We start from the raw sequence: 17,678 nt of genomic DNA on the forward strand, positions 1-17,678 counted from the left end.
GCTTCGCGCCTTCCCCCTCTCTCACGCTGCGCGTGGGAGGGGGACGCAGCCAGCGGCCTGGCAAAGCCAGTTCCGCGGCTACCTCGCCCGGGCAGCGCCAGTTTCATGGGCTGCGGGTGGTTGGCAGCGCTACGGAAAACTGACATGGAGGCTCATGCGCTGGGCGGGACGTAGCCCGCTGCAGCGTCTGCGCCGCTGCCAAAAAAGTGGTTTTCCATCTGGCGGGCCAGGTATTGGCGGGCGCGCGCATCGGCCAGGTTCAGGCGGTTTTCGTTGACCAGCATGGTCTGGTGCTTGAGCCAGCCCGCCCAGGCTTCTTTGCTCACGCTTTCCCAGATGCGCTTGCCCAGTTCGCCAGGGTAGGGCGGAAAGTCGAGGCCTTCGGCTTCCTTGCCGAGTTTGATGCATTGAACGGTGCGTGCCATGGGATTTCCTTGTAGTGGGGGAGCGGAAAGAAAACGATTCGCTCAGATGTTTTGGGTATAAAGAACTGAAATCTCAGTAGTTCCAGTTTTGAAGAGGGCCTTTCAGAATGCGTTTCATCGGTGTTTTGCACCGCAACACATTCACAAAAGAGGTCCTTTCATGAACTTTCGCCGCGACTTTATCAAGTTTCCCTTAGCCGCCGCCCTGGTGAGCGGTTTGGCCCTGACGGCATTGCCGTCGTTTGCACAGTCTGTGACGCTGCTCAATGTCTCCTACGACCCGACACGCGAGTTGTATGTGGATTTCAACCAGGCGTTTGCCAAGCACTGGAAGGCCAAGACTGGGCAGGACGTGACCGTCAAGCAAAGCCACGGCGGCTCGGGCAAGCAGGCGCGCTCCATCATCGACGGGCTGGACGCCGACGTGGCCACGCTGGCGCTGGCCGGTGACACCGACGCGTTGCACACCAACGGCGGCTGGATTCCGAAAGACTGGCAAAAGCGCCTGCCGCACAACAGCTCGCCCTACACCTCGGCCATCGTGCTGGTGGTGCGCCAGGGCAACCCCAAGGGCATCAAGGACTGGGACGACCTCGTCAAGCCCGGCATCAGCGTGATCACGCCCAACCCCAAGACATCGGGCGGTGCGCGCTGGAACTACCTGGCCGCGTGGGAGTTCGCCAAGCGCAAGCTGGGTGGTGACGCCAAGGCCAAGGACTTCGTGGCCAAGCTGTATGGCAATGTGCCCGTGCTGGACACCGGCGCGCGCGGCTCCACCATCACCTTTGCCCAGCGCAACCAGGGCGACGTGCTGATTGCCTGGGAGAACGAGGCCTACCTGCTGGAAAAAGAGTTCGGCGCCAAGTTCGACGTGATCGCGCCCTCGCTCTCCATCCTGGCTGAGCCCGCCGTGACGGTGGTGGACAAGAACGTGGACAAGAAGGGCACCCGCGCCGTGGCCGAGGCCTACCTGCAATACCTCTACACCGAAGAGGGCCAGGACATTGCGGGCAAACATTTCTACCGCCCGGCCGTGTCCGACAAAGCCCGCGCCAAGTACGCCAAGCAGTTCCCCAAGCTCAACCTGTTCACCATCAACGACGCGTTCGGTGGCTGGGACAAGGCGGCCAAGGAGCACTTCGCAGACAACGCGAGCTTTGACCAGATCTACACCAGAAAGTAAGCATAAAAACGGCCTCTAGCGCTTATTCAACAAGCGCTAGCAGCTATAAAAATAATAGTATTAAAGGAAAACCATGTCCGCCTTGCTGATTGCCGGTAGCCCCTCCGAGCGCTCACGCTCCGCCGCCCTGCTTGATGCCGTGGCGCAGCGCCTTGCAGTGCGTGGCGCGCTGGTGGGCCGCATCCATATCCGGGACCTCTCGCCCCAGGCGCTGCTGCTGGCCGACTTTGGCCATCCCACGGTGGTGGCTGCCGTGGACCAGGTGGCCGATGCGCGCGTGCTGGTGGTGGCCACGCCGGTCTATAAGGCGGCCTACAGCGGTGTGCTCAAGGTGTTTCTCGACCTGCTGCCGCAAACGGCGCTCAAGGGCAAGGTCGTGTTGCCCCTGGCCACGGGCGGCAGTCCGCACCACATGCTGGCGCTGGATTACGCGCTGCGCCCGGTGCTGCAGTCGCTGGGTGCCAAAAGCATCCTGCCCGGCATCTACGCCACCGATGCGCAGGTCACGCTGACCCCCGAAGGGGCCTATCACCTGCACGACGACATCGCCACGCGGCTGGACGATGCGGTGAACGTGCTGGTGACCGAAACCCTGCGCCCGTCGCCCGCGCAGGCCACGCGCTTCGCGCCGGTGCCGTTCTCGCAGGTGCGATGTAGCGTCTGACGCACAGGCGCGGCGCTGCGGCGGCCCCGTGGTGCCTGCGCCGTCTCTTTTCTCCCCCCCTTTTTGTTTTGCCTTTTTTGCTGCGCTGTGCGCGGGCAGGGCGCTGTGTTGCCTGCTGCAAACAAGCCGTCGCCGCAGCATTTTTTTGAACCTTGCATTTGGAGCTTTGCACCATGACTGATTCGACCCGTTTCTCCCCACAACGCCGCCACCTGCTGGCCGCTGGCGCCGCCACTGCCGTTGCGGCCGTTGCCCCCCAGGCCTGGGCCCAGGCCCCGGCCCCCACCCGTGTGCTGCGCGTGGGCCACCAAAAGGGCTGGCTCTCCGTCCTCAAAGGCCGGGGCACGCTCGAAAAGCGCCTGGCCCCGCTGGGCGTGAAGGTCACCTGGACCGAGTTCAACGCAGGCCCCGTGCAGCTCGAAGCGCTCAACGTGGGCTCCATCGACTTTGGCGACGTGGGGGAAGCTCCGCCCATCTTTGCCCAGGCCGCCGGTGCGCCCTTGGTCTATGCGGGCGCCACCGTGCCCCGCCCCGCGCTGGAGGCCGTGATCGTGCCCAAGGGCTCGCCCATCCGCAGCGTGGCCGACCTCAAAGGCAAGCGCGTGGCCTACAACAAAGGCTCCAACGTGCAGTATTTCCTGGTCAAGTTGCTGGAGAAAAATGGCCTGAAATACGGTGACGTGCAGTCGGTCTTTTTGGCGCCCGCCGATGCGCGTGCCGCCTTTGAAAAGGGCGCCGTCGATGCCTGGATCATCTGGGACCCGTTCCTGGCCGCCGCCCAGAAAACGCTCGATGCCCGCGTGCTGGCCGACGCCACGGGCGTGGTCAACAACCGCGCCTACTACTTCAGCTCGCGCGACTTCGCCACCAAGAACGCCGACGTGCTGCGCATAGCGATCGAAGAGGTCAACGCGATCGACACCTGGGCCGCCAAAAACACGGACGCCGCTGCGGCCGAGCTGGCAGCCGTGCTGGGCCTGGACAAAGCCATCACCGGGCTTTACCTGAGCCGCGCGAAGTTCGGCACCGCCCCGGTCACGCGCGAGATCCTGGCCGAGCAGCAGCAGATCGCCGACACGTTCTTCGAGCTCAAGCTCATCCCCAAAAAACTCAACCTGCTGCACGCCGCGCCGGTGGAGCTGTAGCCATTGGCCCCGCAAAGGAGTTCTCCATGACCACCCCCATCCTCAGCCCCGAACGCCGCCGTGCGCTGCAATTGCTGGGCGTCACGGCCTTTACCTGGGCAGTGGCCAGCCGCTATGCCCAAGCGCAGGGCAGCCCCGTGCAAGGTCCTGGGCAACTGCGCATCGGCTACCAAAAGTCGGCCGTCAACCTCGTCATCCTCAAGCAGCAAGGCGTGCTGGAAAAGCGCTTTCCCGGCACGCGGGTGACCTGGCTGGAGTTCCCCGCAGGCCCGCAGTTGCTGGAGGCGCTGTCCGTCGGCAGCCTGGAGTTTGGCCTGACCGGCGACTCGCCGCCTGTGTTTGCCCAGGCCGCTGGCAAAGACCTGCTTTACGTGGGCGCCGAGCCGCCCAAGCCTGACAGCTCAGCCCTGCTGGTGCTGAAAGACTCGCCCCTGCGTACGCTGGCCGACCTCAAGGGCCGCCGCATCGCTGTGCAAAAGGGCAGCAGCGCCCACTACTTGCTGGTGCGCGCCGTGGAGCGTGCGGGCCTGCAGTGGGCCGACATCCAGCCCGTGTACCTGGCCCCGGCTGATGCGCGCGCCGCGTTCGAGCGCAAAAGTGTGGACGCCTGGGCCATCTGGGACCCGTTTTATGCCGCCACCGAGCTGGCCATCCAGCCCCGCGTGCTGGCCACGGGGCGCGACCTGGCCAGCAGCAACAACTCGTTCTATTTGGCGGCCAACCCGTTCGTGCAGGCCCACCCCCAGGTGCTGCGTGTGCTGTTTGAAGAACTCAGCCGCGCCGACCGCCTGGTGCAAGAGGCGCGCAAGGACGCGATCAAGCTCATTGCCGACTTCAGCGGGCTGGACGCGGGTGTGGTGAGCCTGTTCATTCAGCGCCGCCCCTCGTCGCCTGTGGGGCTGTTGAGCAACGCCACGGTGGCCGACCAGCAGCGCGTGGCCGATGCGTTCTTCAAGCTCGGCCTCATCCCCAAACCCGTGAACGTGTCCGACATCGTGTGGCGGCCTGCGGCTGCGCAACTGGCGGCTGCACCGGCCCGGTCGTAGAAAAACAAGGCAACTCCCAACTCTGCGAGGCATTTATGAAAATCTTCTGGTTCATCCCCACCCACGGCGACAGCCGGTATCTCGGCACAGCCCAAGGCGCACGCCAGCTCAATCACGACTACCTGAAGCAGGTGGCCGTGGCCGCAGACAGCCTGGGCTATGAAGGCGTGCTCATCCCCACCGGCCGTTCGTGCGAAGACCCGTGGGTGGTGGCGGCCAGCCTGCTGCCCGTCACGCGCCACCTCAAGTTTCTGGTGGCCGTGCGCCCCGGCCTGCACCAGCCTGCGCTGGCTGCGCGCATGGCGGCCACGTTCGACCGGTTGTCGGGCGGGCGCCTGCTCATCAATCTGGTGACCGGCGGCGACAAGGCCGAGCTGGAGGGCGACGGCGTGTTTCTGGACCACGCCACCCGCTACGAGCAATCGGCCGAGTTCATCCGCATCTGGCGTGAGATCCTGACCCGCAGCCACCATGGCGAGGCGCTGGATTTTGAAGGCCGGCACCTGTCGGTCAAGGGCGCCAAGCTGCTCTTTCCGCCGCTGCAGCAGCCGTATCCGCCCGTGTACTTCGGCGGCTCGTCGCCCGCGGCGCACGAGTTGGCGGCCGAGCAGGTCGAGACCTATCTCACCTGGGGCGAGCCACCGGCCGAGGTGGCTAAAAAGGTGGCCGACGTGCGCGCCCGTGCTGCAAAACATGGCCGCACCGTGAAGTTCGGCATCCGCCTGCATGTGGTCGTGCGTGAGACGGACGAGCAGGCCTGGGCCGCCGCCGAAGACCTGATCCGCCACGTACAAGACGACACCGTGGTGCGCGCCCAGGCCGTGTTTGCGCGCATGGACTCCGAAGGCCAGCGCCGCATGGCCGCGCTGCACAGCCAGGGCGTCAAGCGCAGCCGCGCCGATCTGGAGATCAGCCCCAACCTGTGGGCGGGCGTGGGCCTGGTGCGCGGCGGGGCGGGCACCGCCCTGGTGGGGGATCCGCAGACAGTGGCCGCGCGCATCGAGGAATACGCCGCGCTGGGGCTGGACACCTTTGTGCTGTCGGGCTACCCGCACCTGGACGAGGCCTACCGCTTTGCCGAGCTGGTGTTTCCGCTGCTGCCCATCCCGCTGCGCAACCAGCTGGCCAGCGGCAACCCTCTGTTTGGCAACCCGCTTGGCCCGTTTGGCGAAACCGTGGCCAACGACTTCGTGCCGCGCGCCTCGCAAAGCTGACCGGCATGACCTGACACCCCACGAACAGAAAGCAATCGCATGACACATTCCTCCAGAGAGCTGCAGGTATCCCCCGTGGCCGACGCTGCGGACCAGCCCCTTGAAGGGCCGTTGCTCCCCGCGCCCGTGGCCCGCTGGCTCGCCAGCGTGGCGCAGCGCCTTCTGCCCTGGGCCGTGCCCGTGGGGCTCATTGCGCTGTGGCAGATCGCATCGTCGCAGGGCTGGTTGTCCACCCGCGTGCTGCCTGCGCCGCTCGAAGTCATCCAGGCCGCCTGGACGCTCGCCGAGTCGGGCGAGCTGTGGACCCACGTCAAGGTCAGCGCGGGCCGTGCGCTGGCCGGGCTGGCCATAGGCGGCGGCCTGGGCCTGCTGCTGGGGCTGCTCACCGGTTCGGTGCGGCTGCTGGAGACGCTGCTCGACTCCACCGTGCAGATGGTGCGCAACATCCCGGCGCTGGCGCTGATTCCGCTGGTGATCCTGTGGTTCGGCATCGACGAATCGGCCAAGCTTTTTCTCATCAGCGTGTCGGTGTTCTTCCCCATCTACCTCAACACCTTCCACGGCATCCGCAACGTGGACCCCGGCCTGATCGAGATGGGGCGCACCTACGGCCTTGGCCGCTGGCAGCTTTACCGGCAAATCATCCTGCCCGGCGCGCTCTCCAGCATCCTGGTGGGCCTGCGTTTCTCGCTGGGGCTGATGTGGGTGATCCTCATCGTGGCCGAGACCATCTCCGCGCAGTCGGGCATCGGCTACCTCACCATGAATGCACGCGAGTTTCTGCAGACCGACATCGTGCTGGTGGGCATCTTGCTGTACGCGCTGCTGGGCAAGCTGGCCGATGTGTTTGCCAAGGGGCTGGAGCGCTACTGGCTGCGCTGGCACCCCGGCTACCAGGCGTAAACCTGGGTTGGCACCGAATACTCCTAATTTGATAGCTGCTAGCGCTTGATGAATAAGCGCAGGAGGCCACTTTGACTACAAATAATCAACCATCTCCACCCCAAGGCGTTCGCCTGCAAGTGCGCGCTGTGGACAAACGTTACGGCGTGCGCAGCGTGCTCAAGAAAACCGAACTCACCATCGAGCCCGGCCAGTTCGTCGCCATCGTGGGCCGCAGCGGCTGCGGCAAAAGCACGCTGCTGCGCCTGGTGGCAGGGCTCGAATCCGTCTCGGGCGGCTCGATCCGCATCGAGGGCAAAGACGTGGCGGGCCTGAGCGATGGCACGCGCATCATGTTTCAGGACGCGCGCCTTTTGCCGTGGAAACGTGTGCAAGACAACGTGGCCCTGGGCCTGCCGCCCATGCAGCGCAGCGCCGCAGCCGATGTGCTGGCCCGCGTGGGCCTGGGCGACCGGCTCGCCGAGTGGCCCGCGCGCCTGTCCGGCGGCCAGCGCCAGCGCGTGGCCCTGGCGCGCGCCCTGGTGCACAACCCGCGCCTGCTGCTGCTTGACGAACCGCTGGGCGCGCTCGATGCGTTGACGCGCATCGAGATGCACCGCCTCATCGAAGGCCTGTGGCGCCAGTCCGGCTTCACTGCGCTTTTGGTCACCCACGACGTGCAAGAGGCCGTGGCCCTGGCCGACCGCGTGATCCTGATCGAAGACGGCCAGATCGCGCTCGACCGGCCCATCCACCTGCCACGCCCCCGCGTGCACGGCGACGCCGCATTCGCCGCCATCGAAAAACGCATCCTCGACCGCGTGCTGCAAAAGCCCGATGTGGAGCCCACCCCCGAGCCCACCTGGCCTGGCGTGCCCGCGCATGGGCTGCGCTGGGCGGTGTGATTTTTTTTGCTGACTTTTCACTGTTTCTTTCAACGGACTTTTTAGGAGAACCCCATGTCCATCCAAGCCATCAACGTACGCAACCAGTTCAAGGGCAAAGTCCGCGAGATCATCCGCGGCGACGTCGTCTCCGAGGTCGATGTCGAAACCCCCTGGGGCATCGTCACCTCGGTCATCACCACCCGCTCGGTAGACGATCTGGGCCTGGCCGTCGGCTCCGACGTGGTCGCATTGGTCAAGTCCACGGAGGTGTCGATTGCCAAGCTGTGAGGAGGCTGTGGCACGGAAAATTTGAATGAAATTGGGCTCTGGCGCTTGATGGGAAAGCGCTAGCAGCTATAAAAATAGGAATTTTTTAAGGGTGTGGCCCGCGCGTTGCGATGGGATGAAGGCCTCTGTCGCTCGTTAGGCCTTCTGAGGGCGGGGCTATAGTGCACGCACGCTCAAACGCGCTCTGGGTGTGCCGGAATTTTGTGCCGATGTATTTGAGCGATGCGCAAACCGCAAAGAAGTGCCCAGCCCATGTCCCTCAAAGAGCCAGCCTTTCGGGGAAGCGCCACCAGATCCATCTCAGTGACCCAGAAAGCCCCATGACATGAAAGCATTCATCGTTGAAAAATACGGCAAAAATGGGCTGCGCGCCGCCGACGTTCCTGCGCCTGAGGTTGGCCCCCAAGACGTACTCATTCGCATTGGCGCAGTCAGTATCAACCCGCTGGACAAAATGGTGCGCAATGGCGAGTTCAAACTTCTTTTGCCATACAAGACACCGTTCGTGCTCGGACATGACCTTGCCGGGACCGTGACACAAGTCGGTGCAGAGGTGCGCGATTTCAAAATCGGCGATGAGGTCTATGCGCGCCCACGCGATTTGCGCATTGGGGCTTTTGCGGAGTTCATTGCAATCCATCACGCAGACATCGCACTCAAGCCCCCATCACTGACGATGGAGGAAGCTGCCGCGCTCCCGCTGGTGGCGCTGGCCGCGTGGCAGGCATTGGTCGAGCTGGCGCAGATCAAACCGGGGCAGAAGGTACTCGTTCATGCAGGGGCTGGCGGCCTGGGCTCTACCGTCATCCAACTCGCCAAGCATTTGGGCGCCTACGTCGCCACCACGGCCAACGGTAAAGATGCGCAGAGGCTGCGTGGCCTTGGGGCGGATGAGGTCATCGACTACACGAAGGCAGATTTCGCCAGGGAGATATCTGGCTACGACTTCGTGCTCGACGCCCTGGGTGGCGACAATCTCGCCAAGTCGCTCACGGTGCTCAAACCCGGTGGACTGGCGGTCAGCGTGGTGGGCCCGCCAGACGCGGCCTTCGCCGCGAAAATCGGTCGGCCGCTCCTGAAACCCGTGATGGCATTGTTGAGTCTTCGGGTGCGGGCGCAGGCCAGGAAGTTAGGGGTGCGCTATGCGTTCTTTTTTATGCGGGCCGATGGAGCACAGCTCAAGACCCTGGCCGCACTCTACGACGCAGGCACTCTGCGTCCCGTACTGGACCGCACATTCCCTTTCGACGAGACGCTGGATGCGATCGCCTATGTGGAACAGGGGCGTGCCAAAGGCAAAGTCGTTGTCTCCATGTCGGCAGCAAGTGCTCTCCAGCAACCCGTATAGCGGCAAAAGTCTGACCGATGGAGATGCCGCCTGAGGCGTCATCACCTCCGTCATCACCACCCGCTCAGTGGACGATCTGGGCCTGGCCGTCGGCTCCGACGTGGTCGCGCTGGTCAAGTCCATGGAGGTGTGGATTGCCAAGCTGTGAGGGGGCTTTGGTACGGAAGATTTGGATCCGCGAATGGAATTTGGCTCTGGCGCTTGTTGAATAAGCGCTGGTAGCTATCAAAATGAAAGCGTTTCTTTGGATGGATGGCCCCGAAGACTGAGCAGAGCGCGAAGCCGAAAAGGCTGGTGCAAGCCCTTGGCGGTTTGGTTTGAGGGGGCGCAAACGATCATCGGTCGCCAAGCCGGCCCCTGTGCGCCAAAGCTATAGTGGTGGCTAGAAGCGGGCGCCGGGTTGTCGGAATTTTTATGCCTGCGCATTGTTTGTGAGCGCAGGCTGCGAGCCACTTGCCACCCGCTGAGCTTTGTCGTCAGGTTTCAGAAGGAACGCGCAATGTCATTAGTCTGGTCATCCTCGATCGACAACATCGACTGGATAGAACTTGTCGCGCTCTATCGTGCCGCGCCTCTTGGAAACAAGACCCCTGACGGGCTGAAAACCGCGTTTACGAACAGCATGTTCAAGTGCTTCGTATACGAAGAGGGCAAGCTCGTGGGCGTTGGCCGTGCACTTGCGGATGGAATCGACTGTTCGTATATATGCGACGTCGCGCTCTTACCAAGCCATCAGGGCCTTGGACTTGGCAAGCAGATCGTCTCCAATCTCGTAAGCTTATCAAGCGGTCACAAGAAAATTATCCTGTACGCCGTGCCGGGTAAGGAGTCGTTCTACAAGAAATTCGGCTTCAAGCGAATGAGCACCGCGATGGCTATATTCGAGAACCAAGGCGAAGCCCTGGAGCGAGGGTACGTGAATGAAGCCTAGCCCGGCGCTCAACCTCGGTCCCCTCGGTCGCTGTAGGCTGAGTGACAAAGCCGTGCAGGGCCGGTTAGCTTTGCGTTAGCCCGCAGATGGCAGAAGCATCGCACCCAAAACTCGCCGCCTTCATCGCGCTCCTTTTGGGTGTGGCTCTCGCTGTTCTCATCAATCTGTACCCGGAACATCTCAAAGCCCCCGCTTGGATCGCCTATTTGGCGGCAGGCATCTTTTCGCTGGCGGGTGCGACTGGCATCGCGCGCGCCTATGGACACCACAACCTGGCAGATGGACTTATCTGCCTCGTTCTTGGAGGCATGCTCACCATGCTGCTCTGGATCTCGCTCGGCCCAGGTCCGCGGCACTGCACAAGCAGCGTCGGGGGACTTCCTTTCGCAGCCTCAGAGATTGCCTGCCGCTCTGCGTTCGGAATCGGTGCCTTGTTGGTCGCTTTCATGCTCGCCATCGCTGTATCTGGCATGTGCAAGAGGCGGTGAATGGGCTAACAACTCGTTCAGCACGGAGGTCAAGGTTACGGATAGCCGCCTGTTGGCTCCTTCGCCAAAGGCTGCCGTGACCGCCTTGCCTTTGTCCACATGCCTCGCGGTCCCCTCACGAACAATCCCGCACCACCACCTCCCTGACCACGGCCAGCACTCCGCGCAGTTCATCGAGCGGCACCGACCCCAGAGCAATGCGCAGCGCGTGCGGCACATGGGTGGTGGTGGCAAAGCCTTCGGCGGTAGACACCGACACCCCGCGTTCCGCCAGTGCGGCGGCAATGCGGTCGGCGCGTTGGTCTTCGCCCAGCGGCAGCCAGACGAAGTAGGAGTGCGGGTGGCGCACCAGCGGCAGGCCCGCCAGCGCCTGGGTGGCGATGGCCTGGCGCCGGGCGGTGTCGGCGCGTTTGTCGGCCTCGAGCCTTGCCACAGTGCCGTCTTCGATCCAGCCGCAGGCGATGGCGGTGATCACCCCGGCGGTGTTCCAGGCGGTGGCCCGCACGGCGCGTTCCATGGGGGCGAGCAGTGCCAGAGGTGCCGCAACAAAACCAAAGCGCAGGCCGGTGGCTACGTTTTTGGACAGGCTGGAGAGGTACACCGTGCGCTCGGGTGCCAGCGCCGCGATGGGGGGCGGCGCTTGGGGGGCGAGGTAGGCGTAGGGCGCGTCTTCGATCACCAGCAGGTCGTGCGCACGCGCAATGTCCACCAGGCGTTTGCGTGCCCTGGCGCTCATCACGCAGCCTAAGGGGTTGTGCAGCGTGGGCATGGTGTAGATGGCGCGCACAGGGCGTGTGCTGCACAGGCGCTGCAGGGCGTCCAGGTCGGTGCCGCCGGGGCCAACGGGCACGGGGGCCAGGTCGAGCCGCAGGCGTTCGGCCAGCACGCGAAAGCCGGGGTAGGTGAGGGCGTCCACCGCCACCACGTCGCCGGGGTTGAGCAGGCCCATGGCGGCCACGGCCATGCCGTGCTGCGCGCCGTTGACGATGAGCACCTGCTCGCCCGTCACCTGTAGCTGGCGCGTTGCCAGGTGCCCGGCGACGATGGCGCGTTCGTGCGGGCGCCCGCCGTAGGGGTGGTAGTGCAGCAGCGATTCCAGGTCGCCGGATGCGGCCAGCCTGCGCAGGGCGTCGCGCAGCAGGTCGGCCTGGCCCGGCACGCTGGGGTTGTTGAACGACAGGTCGGTGGCGTTGGGGGCGGGTGTGGTGAGGTCGGCATCCGCACCGCGTGGGGCGATGGGGTCACGCACAAAGGTACCGCGCCCGGTTTCGCCCACGACCAGGCCGATGGCCTCTAGCTCGGCATACACGCGGCTGGCCGTGGCCAGCGCCAGGCCGTGCCGCAGAGCCAGCGCACGGTGGGTGGGCAGGCGCGTGCCGGGCCGCAGCAGCCCTGCGCGGATGTCGGACGCCAGCGCGTCCACCACCTGTTTGTAGCGAATCTGGCCCATGGTGCTGCACCCTCGCATTCAAGTGTATTCATGACAATTTTTTGATTGTATTGAATGCCGCCGATACGATGTGATTCGCCTTTCGCCTTTTTCTTTCCCTTTCACCTGAACAAAAAGACCACCGCCATGCGCATCGCCATCCTGACCTTTGACGGCTTTAACGAACTCGATTCCCTGATCGCCTTGGGCCTGCTCAACCGGGTGAAGAAACCGGAGTGGGAGGTGTCGCTGTGCTGCCCCACGCCGCGCGTGCGCTCCATGAACGGTGTCACGGTGGAGGCGCAGTCGTTGTTGCCGTTTGCGCGCACGGCCGATGCCGTGCTGGTGGGCAGCGGCGTGAAGACCCGTGAGGTGGTGCAGGACGCGGCCCTGATGGCGCAGCTTGATGGCTTCGATCCGGCGCGGCAACTGCTGGGCGCGCAATGCTCGGGCACGCTGGTCCTGGCCAAACTCGGCCTGCTTGACGGCGTGCCTGCCTGCACCGACCTGACCACCAAGCCTTGGGTGCAGGAAGCTGGTGTCGAAGTGCTGAACCAGCCCTTTGTGGCCAAGGGCAACGTGGCCACGGCGGGGGGCTGCCTGTCGGCGCAGTACCTGGCGGCCTGGGTGGTTGCGCGGCTGGAGGGGCTTGATGCAGCCAGAGAGGTCATGCACTACTTTGCCCCCGTGGGCGAGAAGGACGAATACGTCGAGCGCGCCATGGCGCATGTCGGCAAATATTTGGCGTAAGCGGGAGCGGTTTGACGCAGCGCAATGCCATCTGTCTGGCAAGGGCTTGCAGGGTCTGGCGGCCCATAGGCGTCTGTAGAATCCCGCTGCTCATGCGACGCCTGCTTGCCATCTTCCTGCTCATCCTGCTGCCGCTCCAGGCCGCCTGGGTGGCTGCCGCGCCGTATTGCGGGCATGAGCCCTCGGCAGCGGTGGAGCACATGGGCCATCACCAGCATGAACACGAGGCCCACGATGCGGCCCCAGCCACTGCCGATTCGGGCACGGCCCAGGACATGCTGGCGGGTTGGGTGGATCTCGACTGCCATTCGTGCCACGGATTCGGCTCTGCCATGGTGCAGGTGTCTCGCGCTGTGGGCGTGGCCCCTGACCAGCCCCGCTACCCGCAGGATATTGCCCTGCAGTCACTGCAACCCCCACTCTCTCGGCCTGAACGCCCTCAGTGGCAGCCCCTCGCCTGAACGGCGAGGCGGGCCAGGCAGCCCTTTCCCCTGCGACTTTTCTTCACTGAGCGCTCTCTGACTCTGTTCTGAGAGCCCCGCCGCTGCGCATGCGCATGCGCGTGGCGGTTGTCGTGCCTCGCCGATTTCAACGTGGTTTTCCAACCCAAAGGAATCGGATGCAAACAATCAAACGATGGCCCGTGTGGCCGTCACTCCTGTCCTGGCCGCTCGTTGTTGTGGTGGGCTGGATGCTCTCCAACCTGGCGTGGGCGCAGCCGCCCGCGCCGCTGTCACTGCACGGCGTGTTCGAGCAGGCCTGGGCGCAGCAGCCCGAGGCACGCTCGGCCGACCTGCGCCGCGCCGCTGCGGGCGCCACACGCCAGGCCGCAGCGCAATGGACGGCAGAACCCCCGGCGCTGGAGTTGCAGGCCAAAACCGACCGGCTTGGCGCGAACGTGGGCAGCCGTGAGTACGAGGCGGGTGTCTCGGTGCCGCTGTGGCTGCCGGGCGAGCGGGCCCGCAAGGGCCAACTGGCGGATGCCGAGCAAGCCGCGCTGGAGAGCCAATGGGCTGCCGCCCGGCTGCGGTTGGCGGGCCAGGTGCGCGAGGCATGGTGGGCTTACCAGCGTGCGCGGGCCGATCTGGCTCTGAATGAGGACCGGCTGATCAACGCCCAGGGCCTGGCGCAGGATGTGGCCCGCAGGTTCAAGGCGGGCGACCTGTCGCAGGCCGACCGGCACCAGGCCGACAGCGCGGTGGCCCAGGCCGAATCGGCCGTGGCCGAAGCCCAGGGCGCGCGCGATGCGGCCCTGGCGGCGCTGCACGCGCACCTGGGCGGCAGCCGTTTGGCCGCTGAGCCCCAAGGTAATGGCGAGCCTCAGCCCGAGCCTTTGCCCGCACCCCATGCGCCTGAGGCCCACCCTGCGTTGGCCGAGTTGCAGGACCAGGCACAGGTGGCGCGCCGGGCGGCCGAGTTGGCCGCCACCCAAAAACGCGCCAACCCCGAGCTGCTGCTGGCCACCACCCGCAGCAAGGGGCAGGCGGGCGAGCGTTATGGGCAAACGGTGACCCTGGGCCTGCGCATCCCGCTGGGCTCGGCGCCCCGTGCGCAGGCGCGGGAGGCCACGGCCCTGGCCGACGCGGCCGACGCCGAGGCCCGCGCGGCCATCGCGCAATCGCGCCTGGCCGCCGAAGCCGCTGCGGCCAAGGTGCGACTTGTGGCCTTGCAGGCCCAGTGGCAGGCCATGGCCCGCAATGCCACGCTGGCCCGCGAAACCCTGGTGTTCTACGAAAAGTCGTTCCGCCTGGGCGAGACGGACCTGCCCACGCGGCTGCGTGTGGCGCTGGAGGCCTCGCAAGCGCAGCGGCAACTGGCCCGCCTGCGCATCGACGAAGCCGCCGCCGTGTCGGCGCTGCGCCAGGCCCTGGGCCTGTTGCCCGAGTGAACCATCTGAACGGGGCGTGCCCCATCGACCACAACGAATCTGATCAATGAACATGAAACTTATCCAATGCTGCCGAGCGTTCTGTATTGCTTGGGTGCTGAGCCTTCCCGTCCACGCCGTATGGGCGGGCGAGGGCCATGACCATGGCGAAGCACCCGCTGCACAGGCTGGTACCGCCTCTCCCCGCTTTGCGGCCACTTCCGACCTGTTCGAGCTGGTGGGCGTGCTGAACGGACAGACACTGTCGCTCTACCTCGACCGCGCCGATGACAACAGCCCTGCCAAGGGCGCGACGCTGGATCTGGTGGTGGACGCCGCCCCCGTGGCGGTGCAGACGGTGGGCGACGGCGAATTTGAAGCCATGCTGCCCAATCCCGTGCCCGAAGGCGTACTGGCCGTGACGGCCACCGTGGTGGCAGGCAATGACTCGGACCTGCTGGCCGGTGAGCTGGACATCCACGCCAGCGTGCACGCACCCGAGGCCGCTGGTCGCGTCTCCCGCACCACTCAGGCGGCGGCAGTGGTGGCCGCCATTGGCATCGTGCTGGCGTTGTTGGCGATGTTGAGGGCCAGGCGTGCGCGCACGGCCCGCACCGCGCCGGTGGGAGGTGCCGCATGATGCGCCGCCTTCCATTCGCAAAACCCCTGTTCCTCACGCTGCTGTGCAGCGCCCTGGCCTGGCCACAACTGGCCCCGGCGGGCGAGGGGCATGACCATGGCGATGCACCGCCAGCCGCCCAGGGCAACGCGCCCAAGCGCCAACCCAATGGCCGGGTGTTTCTGCCCAAGCCCACGCAGCGGCAACTGGCAGTGCGCACGGTGCCGGTGGTGCAGGCCGAGCTGCCCAAGGCCTTTGAGCTAGCGGGCAAGGTGGTGATGGACCCCAACGCGGGCGGCAAGGTGCAGGCGGCTCTGGCGGGGCGGCTGGAGGCCGGTCCGCAGGGCTTGCCGGGCGTAGGCCAGGCGGTGCGCAAGGGCCAGGTGCTGGCCTATGTGGTGCCCACGGCCGGTGCCATCGAGCGCTCCAACCAGCTGTCGCAGCAGGCCGAGCTGCGCGCTGCGCGTGCGTTGGCCGAAAGGCGTGTGGCCCGGCTGAAGGAGTTGGCCGACACCGTGCCGCGCAAGGACATCGAAGCCGCTGAGAGCGAGCTGCAGAGCCTGTCAGCGCGACTGGCGGCTGTGGGTGCGGGCCTTTTGCAGCGTGATGCGCTGGTGGCGCCTGTGTCGGGTGTCATCGCCTCGGCCTTTGCGGTGGCGGGGCAGGTGGTGGATGCGCGCGAGCTCATCTTCGAGGTGGTAGACCCGCAGCGCCTGCGCATCGAGGCGCTGTCGTACGACGGCGCGCAGGCCCGCCAGGTGGCGGGAGCCACGCTGGCGCTGGGCGCAGAGCGTGTGCCGCTGCAGTTTTTGGGCGCGGCGCGCAGCCTGCGCGAGCAGGCGCTGCCGCTGATGTTTGCGGGCGATGCGGCCGCACTGGGCCAACTGGCCCTGGGGCAAAGCGTCAAGGTCTTCGTACAGTCGCAAGAGCGGGTGCTGGGCCTGCGGGTGCCGGTGGCGTCGCTGCAGAGAAATCCGTCGAACCAGGCCATCGTGTGGGTGAAGGAGGCGCCGGAGCAGTTCGAGCCTAGGGTCGTCACGGTGGAGCCGCTCGATGGCGCGACGGTGGCGGTGACCAGCGGGCTGAGCGCGGGCGACCGCGTCGTGACCCTCGGCGCCACCCTCATCAACCAGATCCGCTGAAAGGACCGCTATGTTCAAGTGGCTCCTGGAAAGCAGTCTGACCCACCGGCTGCTGGTGCTTATCGCCAGCGCCGTTTTGATGGCCTATGGCGCCTTCACCCTGTCGCGCACGCCGGTGGATGTGTTTCCTGACCTCAACAAACCCACCGTCACCCTCATGACCGAGGCGGGCGGCATGGCCGCCGAAGAGACCGAGCAGCTCATCACGTTTCCGCTGGAGACGACGATGAATGGCCTGCCGGGCGTGGAGAGCGTGCGCTCGGTGTCCAGTGCCGGGCTGTCGTTCATCTACGTCACCTTCGACTGGAGCACGGACATCTTCCGTGCCCGCCAGATGGTGTCGGAGCGCCTGTCGTCCATGGAAGAAGGCCTGCCTTCTGGCGTGGTGCCGCGCATGGGGCCCATCAGCTCCATCATGGGCGAGATCATGCAGGTGGCAATCCCCATCGACGTCGTCAAGACCTCGCCCATGGCTGTGCGTGAATATGCCGACTGGGTGTTGCGGCCTCGGCTGATGGCGATCCCTGGTGTGGCGCAGGTCATTCCCATCGGCGGTGAGGTGCGCCAGTTCCAGGTGCAGCCCGACACCGTGCGCATGGCCGAGCTGGGCATCACGCACGAGCAGCTGTCGGGGGCGCTCAAAGGGTTTTCGTCGAACAGCTCCGGGGGCTTTCTGGAGCTGAACGGGCGCGAATACCTTATTCGCAACCTGGCCCGGACCTCGCGCCTTGAAGATCTGCAGCATTTGGCGCTGACGGCGAAAAACGGCCAACCCGTGCTGCTGCGCCAGGTGGCCGAGGTGAGCTTTGCCCCCGCGCTCAAGCGCGGCGATGCGGGCTTTGAGGGCCTGCCTGCGGTGATCCTGGGCATCCAGAAGCAGCCCACGGCCGACACCATCGGGCTCACACGCACCATCGAGGCGGCCTTGAGTGATCTGAAGAAGTCATTGCCCACCGGCATGGAGGCGCCGCGCGTCACCTTCCGGCAGGCGAGCTTTATCGAAGCTTCGGTCACCACCTTGCAGGGCAAGCTGATCGGCGCCTCGGTGTTTGTGGCGGTGATTTTGTTTGTGTTTTTGGGCACGCTGCGGCCCACGATCATTGCGCTCACGGCCATTCCGGTCTCGATTTTCATCACAGGGCTGGTCTTCAAATACTTCGGCCTGTCGATCAACACCATGACGCTGGGCGGTCTGGCCATTGCGATCGGCGGCCTGGTGGATGATGCCGTGGTCGATGTGGAAAACGTGCTGAGGCGCCTGAAGGTGGACCGGCAGAAGCACCCGCACAAGCGACTGCACCCCATCGAGATCGTGAAGCTCGCGTCGATGGAAGTGCGCTCGGGCATCCTGTATGCCACGGCCATCATCG

19 protein-coding genes and 1 pseudogene are annotated in these 17,678 nt (G+C 65.3%); 18 read left to right on the forward strand and 2 right to left on the reverse strand.

Features of this window, described 5'->3' with window-relative positions:
- Positions 1–152: 152 nt before the first annotated feature.
- Positions 153–425: an oxidative damage protection protein gene (locus Q0105_RS08340; RefSeq protein WP_015013765.1), complete on the reverse strand. Its 273-nt coding sequence runs from the start codon at positions 423–425 to the stop codon at positions 153–155.
- A gap of 160 nt (positions 426–585) precedes the next feature.
- Between Q0105_RS08340 and Q0105_RS08345 the strand changes: the two genes are divergently transcribed.
- The 12 genes and pseudogenes from Q0105_RS08345 to Q0105_RS08400 all read left to right on the forward strand — a co-directional run bounded on the left by Q0105_RS08345 (position 586) and on the right by Q0105_RS08400 (position 10,501).
- On the forward strand, positions 586–1,608 hold the full coding sequence (locus Q0105_RS08345) for a sulfate ABC transporter substrate-binding protein (RefSeq protein ID WP_298210675.1): 1,023 nt from the start codon (positions 586–588) through the stop codon (positions 1,606–1,608).
- 73 nt (positions 1,609–1,681) lie between these two features.
- Complete coding sequence (gene ssuE / locus Q0105_RS08350) at positions 1,682–2,272, forward strand: NADPH-dependent FMN reductase (RefSeq protein ID WP_298210677.1); 591 nt, start codon at positions 1,682–1,684, stop codon at positions 2,270–2,272.
- A gap of 173 nt (positions 2,273–2,445) precedes the next feature.
- Positions 2,446–3,417, forward strand: coding sequence for a sulfonate ABC transporter substrate-binding protein (locus Q0105_RS08355; RefSeq protein WP_298210679.1), 972 nt, complete (start codon positions 2,446–2,448; stop codon positions 3,415–3,417).
- 26 nt (positions 3,418–3,443) lie between these two features.
- Complete coding sequence (locus Q0105_RS08360) at positions 3,444–4,463, forward strand: sulfonate ABC transporter substrate-binding protein (protein ID WP_298210681.1); 1,020 nt, start codon at positions 3,444–3,446, stop codon at positions 4,461–4,463.
- Positions 4,464–4,498: 35 nt separating this feature from the next.
- Complete coding sequence (ssuD, locus tag Q0105_RS08365; protein ID WP_298210683.1) at positions 4,499–5,677, forward strand: FMNH2-dependent alkanesulfonate monooxygenase; 1,179 nt, start codon at positions 4,499–4,501, stop codon at positions 5,675–5,677.
- 39 nt (positions 5,678–5,716) lie between these two features.
- A complete protein-coding gene (gene ssuC, locus Q0105_RS08370; protein WP_298210684.1) occupies positions 5,717–6,580 on the forward strand; it encodes an aliphatic sulfonate ABC transporter permease SsuC in 864 nt (287 codons plus the stop codon).
- Between the two features lie 128 nt (positions 6,581–6,708).
- A complete protein-coding gene (locus Q0105_RS08375) occupies positions 6,709–7,464 on the forward strand; it encodes an ATP-binding cassette domain-containing protein (protein ID WP_298210686.1) in 756 nt (251 codons plus the stop codon).
- Positions 7,465–7,518: 54 nt separating this feature from the next.
- A complete protein-coding gene (locus Q0105_RS08380) occupies positions 7,519–7,734 on the forward strand; it encodes a molybdopterin-binding protein (RefSeq protein WP_094437412.1) in 216 nt (71 codons plus the stop codon).
- 325 nt (positions 7,735–8,059) lie between these two features.
- Positions 8,060–9,082: an NADP-dependent oxidoreductase gene (locus Q0105_RS08385; protein ID WP_298210693.1), complete on the forward strand. Its 1,023-nt coding sequence runs from the start codon at positions 8,060–8,062 to the stop codon at positions 9,080–9,082.
- A 34-nt stretch (positions 9,083–9,116) separates the two neighbouring features.
- Positions 9,117–9,230: pseudogene (locus tag Q0105_RS08390) on the forward strand (TOBE domain-containing protein); the annotation flags it as partial.
- A gap of 351 nt (positions 9,231–9,581) precedes the next feature.
- A complete protein-coding gene (locus Q0105_RS08395) occupies positions 9,582–10,013 on the forward strand; it encodes a GNAT family N-acetyltransferase (RefSeq protein WP_298210695.1) in 432 nt (143 codons plus the stop codon).
- A gap of 86 nt (positions 10,014–10,099) precedes the next feature.
- Positions 10,100–10,501, forward strand: coding sequence for a hypothetical protein (locus tag Q0105_RS08400; protein ID WP_298210697.1), 402 nt, complete (start codon positions 10,100–10,102; stop codon positions 10,499–10,501).
- Positions 10,502–10,616: 115 nt separating this feature from the next.
- Here the strand turns inward: Q0105_RS08400 and Q0105_RS08405 are convergent, their stop codons facing one another.
- Positions 10,617–11,951, reverse strand: coding sequence for a PLP-dependent aminotransferase family protein (locus Q0105_RS08405; protein WP_298210699.1), 1,335 nt, complete (start codon positions 11,949–11,951; stop codon positions 10,617–10,619).
- 126 nt (positions 11,952–12,077) lie between these two features.
- Here Q0105_RS08405 and Q0105_RS08410 point away from each other — a divergent pair, with 126 nt between their 5' ends.
- From Q0105_RS08410 to Q0105_RS08435, 6 genes are all read left to right on the forward strand, one after another.
- Positions 12,078–12,680, forward strand: coding sequence for a DJ-1/PfpI family protein (locus Q0105_RS08410; RefSeq protein ID WP_298210701.1), 603 nt, complete (start codon positions 12,078–12,080; stop codon positions 12,678–12,680).
- A gap of 92 nt (positions 12,681–12,772) precedes the next feature.
- Positions 12,773–13,141, forward strand: a complete 369-nt coding sequence (locus Q0105_RS08415; protein ID WP_298210703.1) for a hypothetical protein — start codon at positions 12,773–12,775, stop codon at positions 13,139–13,141.
- 158 nt (positions 13,142–13,299) lie between these two features.
- Positions 13,300–14,568: a TolC family protein gene (locus Q0105_RS08420; protein WP_298210705.1), complete on the forward strand. Its 1,269-nt coding sequence runs from the start codon at positions 13,300–13,302 to the stop codon at positions 14,566–14,568.
- 46 nt (positions 14,569–14,614) lie between these two features.
- Entirely contained in the window at positions 14,615–15,187 is a 573-nt protein-coding gene (locus tag Q0105_RS08425; protein ID WP_298210707.1) for a hypothetical protein, read from the forward strand.
- On the forward strand, positions 15,187–16,308 hold the full coding sequence (locus Q0105_RS08430) for an HlyD family efflux transporter periplasmic adaptor subunit (protein WP_298210713.1): 1,122 nt from the start codon (positions 15,187–15,189) through the stop codon (positions 16,306–16,308). Before Q0105_RS08425 ends, Q0105_RS08430 begins: the two co-directional genes overlap by 1 nt.
- Before the next feature lie 10 nt (positions 16,309–16,318).
- Positions 16,319–17,678 (forward strand): efflux RND transporter permease subunit (locus tag Q0105_RS08435; RefSeq protein WP_298210710.1); only part of this gene is annotated, 1,360 nt, incomplete at its 3' end.

It is taken from the genome of Acidovorax sp. (assembly GCF_027492855.1).
Taxonomy (GTDB): domain Bacteria; phylum Pseudomonadota; class Gammaproteobacteria; order Burkholderiales; family Burkholderiaceae_C; genus Acidovorax.

Coding starts and splice junctions, on each gene's coding strand:
- Q0105_RS08410 (WP_298210701.1), top strand. CDS start 12,078: ATGCGCATCGCCATCCTGACCTTTGACGGCTTTAACGAACTCGATTCC.
- Q0105_RS08420 (WP_298210705.1), top strand. CDS start 13,300: ATGCAAACAATCAAACGATGGCCCGTGTGGCCGTCACTCCTGTCCTGG.
- ssuD (WP_298210683.1), top strand. CDS start 4,499: ATGAAAATCTTCTGGTTCATCCCCACCCACGGCGACAGCCGGTATCTC.
- Q0105_RS08395 (WP_298210695.1), top strand. CDS start 9,582: ATGTCATTAGTCTGGTCATCCTCGATCGACAACATCGACTGGATAGAA.
- Q0105_RS08385 (WP_298210693.1), top strand. CDS start 8,060: ATGAAAGCATTCATCGTTGAAAAATACGGCAAAAATGGGCTGCGCGCC.
- Q0105_RS08340 (WP_015013765.1), bottom strand. CDS start 425: ATGGCACGCACCGTTCAATGCATCAAACTCGGCAAGGAAGCCGAAGGC.
- Q0105_RS08380 (WP_094437412.1), top strand. CDS start 7,519: ATGTCCATCCAAGCCATCAACGTACGCAACCAGTTCAAGGGCAAAGTC.
- Q0105_RS08415 (WP_298210703.1), top strand. CDS start 12,773: ATGCGACGCCTGCTTGCCATCTTCCTGCTCATCCTGCTGCCGCTCCAG.
- ssuC (WP_298210684.1), top strand. CDS start 5,717: ATGACACATTCCTCCAGAGAGCTGCAGGTATCCCCCGTGGCCGACGCT.
- Q0105_RS08430 (WP_298210713.1), top strand. CDS start 15,187: ATGCGCCGCCTTCCATTCGCAAAACCCCTGTTCCTCACGCTGCTGTGC.
- Q0105_RS08425 (WP_298210707.1), top strand. CDS start 14,615: ATGAACATGAAACTTATCCAATGCTGCCGAGCGTTCTGTATTGCTTGG.
- Q0105_RS08405 (WP_298210699.1), bottom strand. CDS start 11,951: ATGGGCCAGATTCGCTACAAACAGGTGGTGGACGCGCTGGCGTCCGAC.
- Q0105_RS08360 (WP_298210681.1), top strand. CDS start 3,444: ATGACCACCCCCATCCTCAGCCCCGAACGCCGCCGTGCGCTGCAATTG.
- ssuE (WP_298210677.1), top strand. CDS start 1,682: ATGTCCGCCTTGCTGATTGCCGGTAGCCCCTCCGAGCGCTCACGCTCC.
- Q0105_RS08345 (WP_298210675.1), top strand. CDS start 586: ATGAACTTTCGCCGCGACTTTATCAAGTTTCCCTTAGCCGCCGCCCTG.
- Q0105_RS08400 (WP_298210697.1), top strand. CDS start 10,100: ATGGCAGAAGCATCGCACCCAAAACTCGCCGCCTTCATCGCGCTCCTT.
- Q0105_RS08355 (WP_298210679.1), top strand. CDS start 2,446: ATGACTGATTCGACCCGTTTCTCCCCACAACGCCGCCACCTGCTGGCC.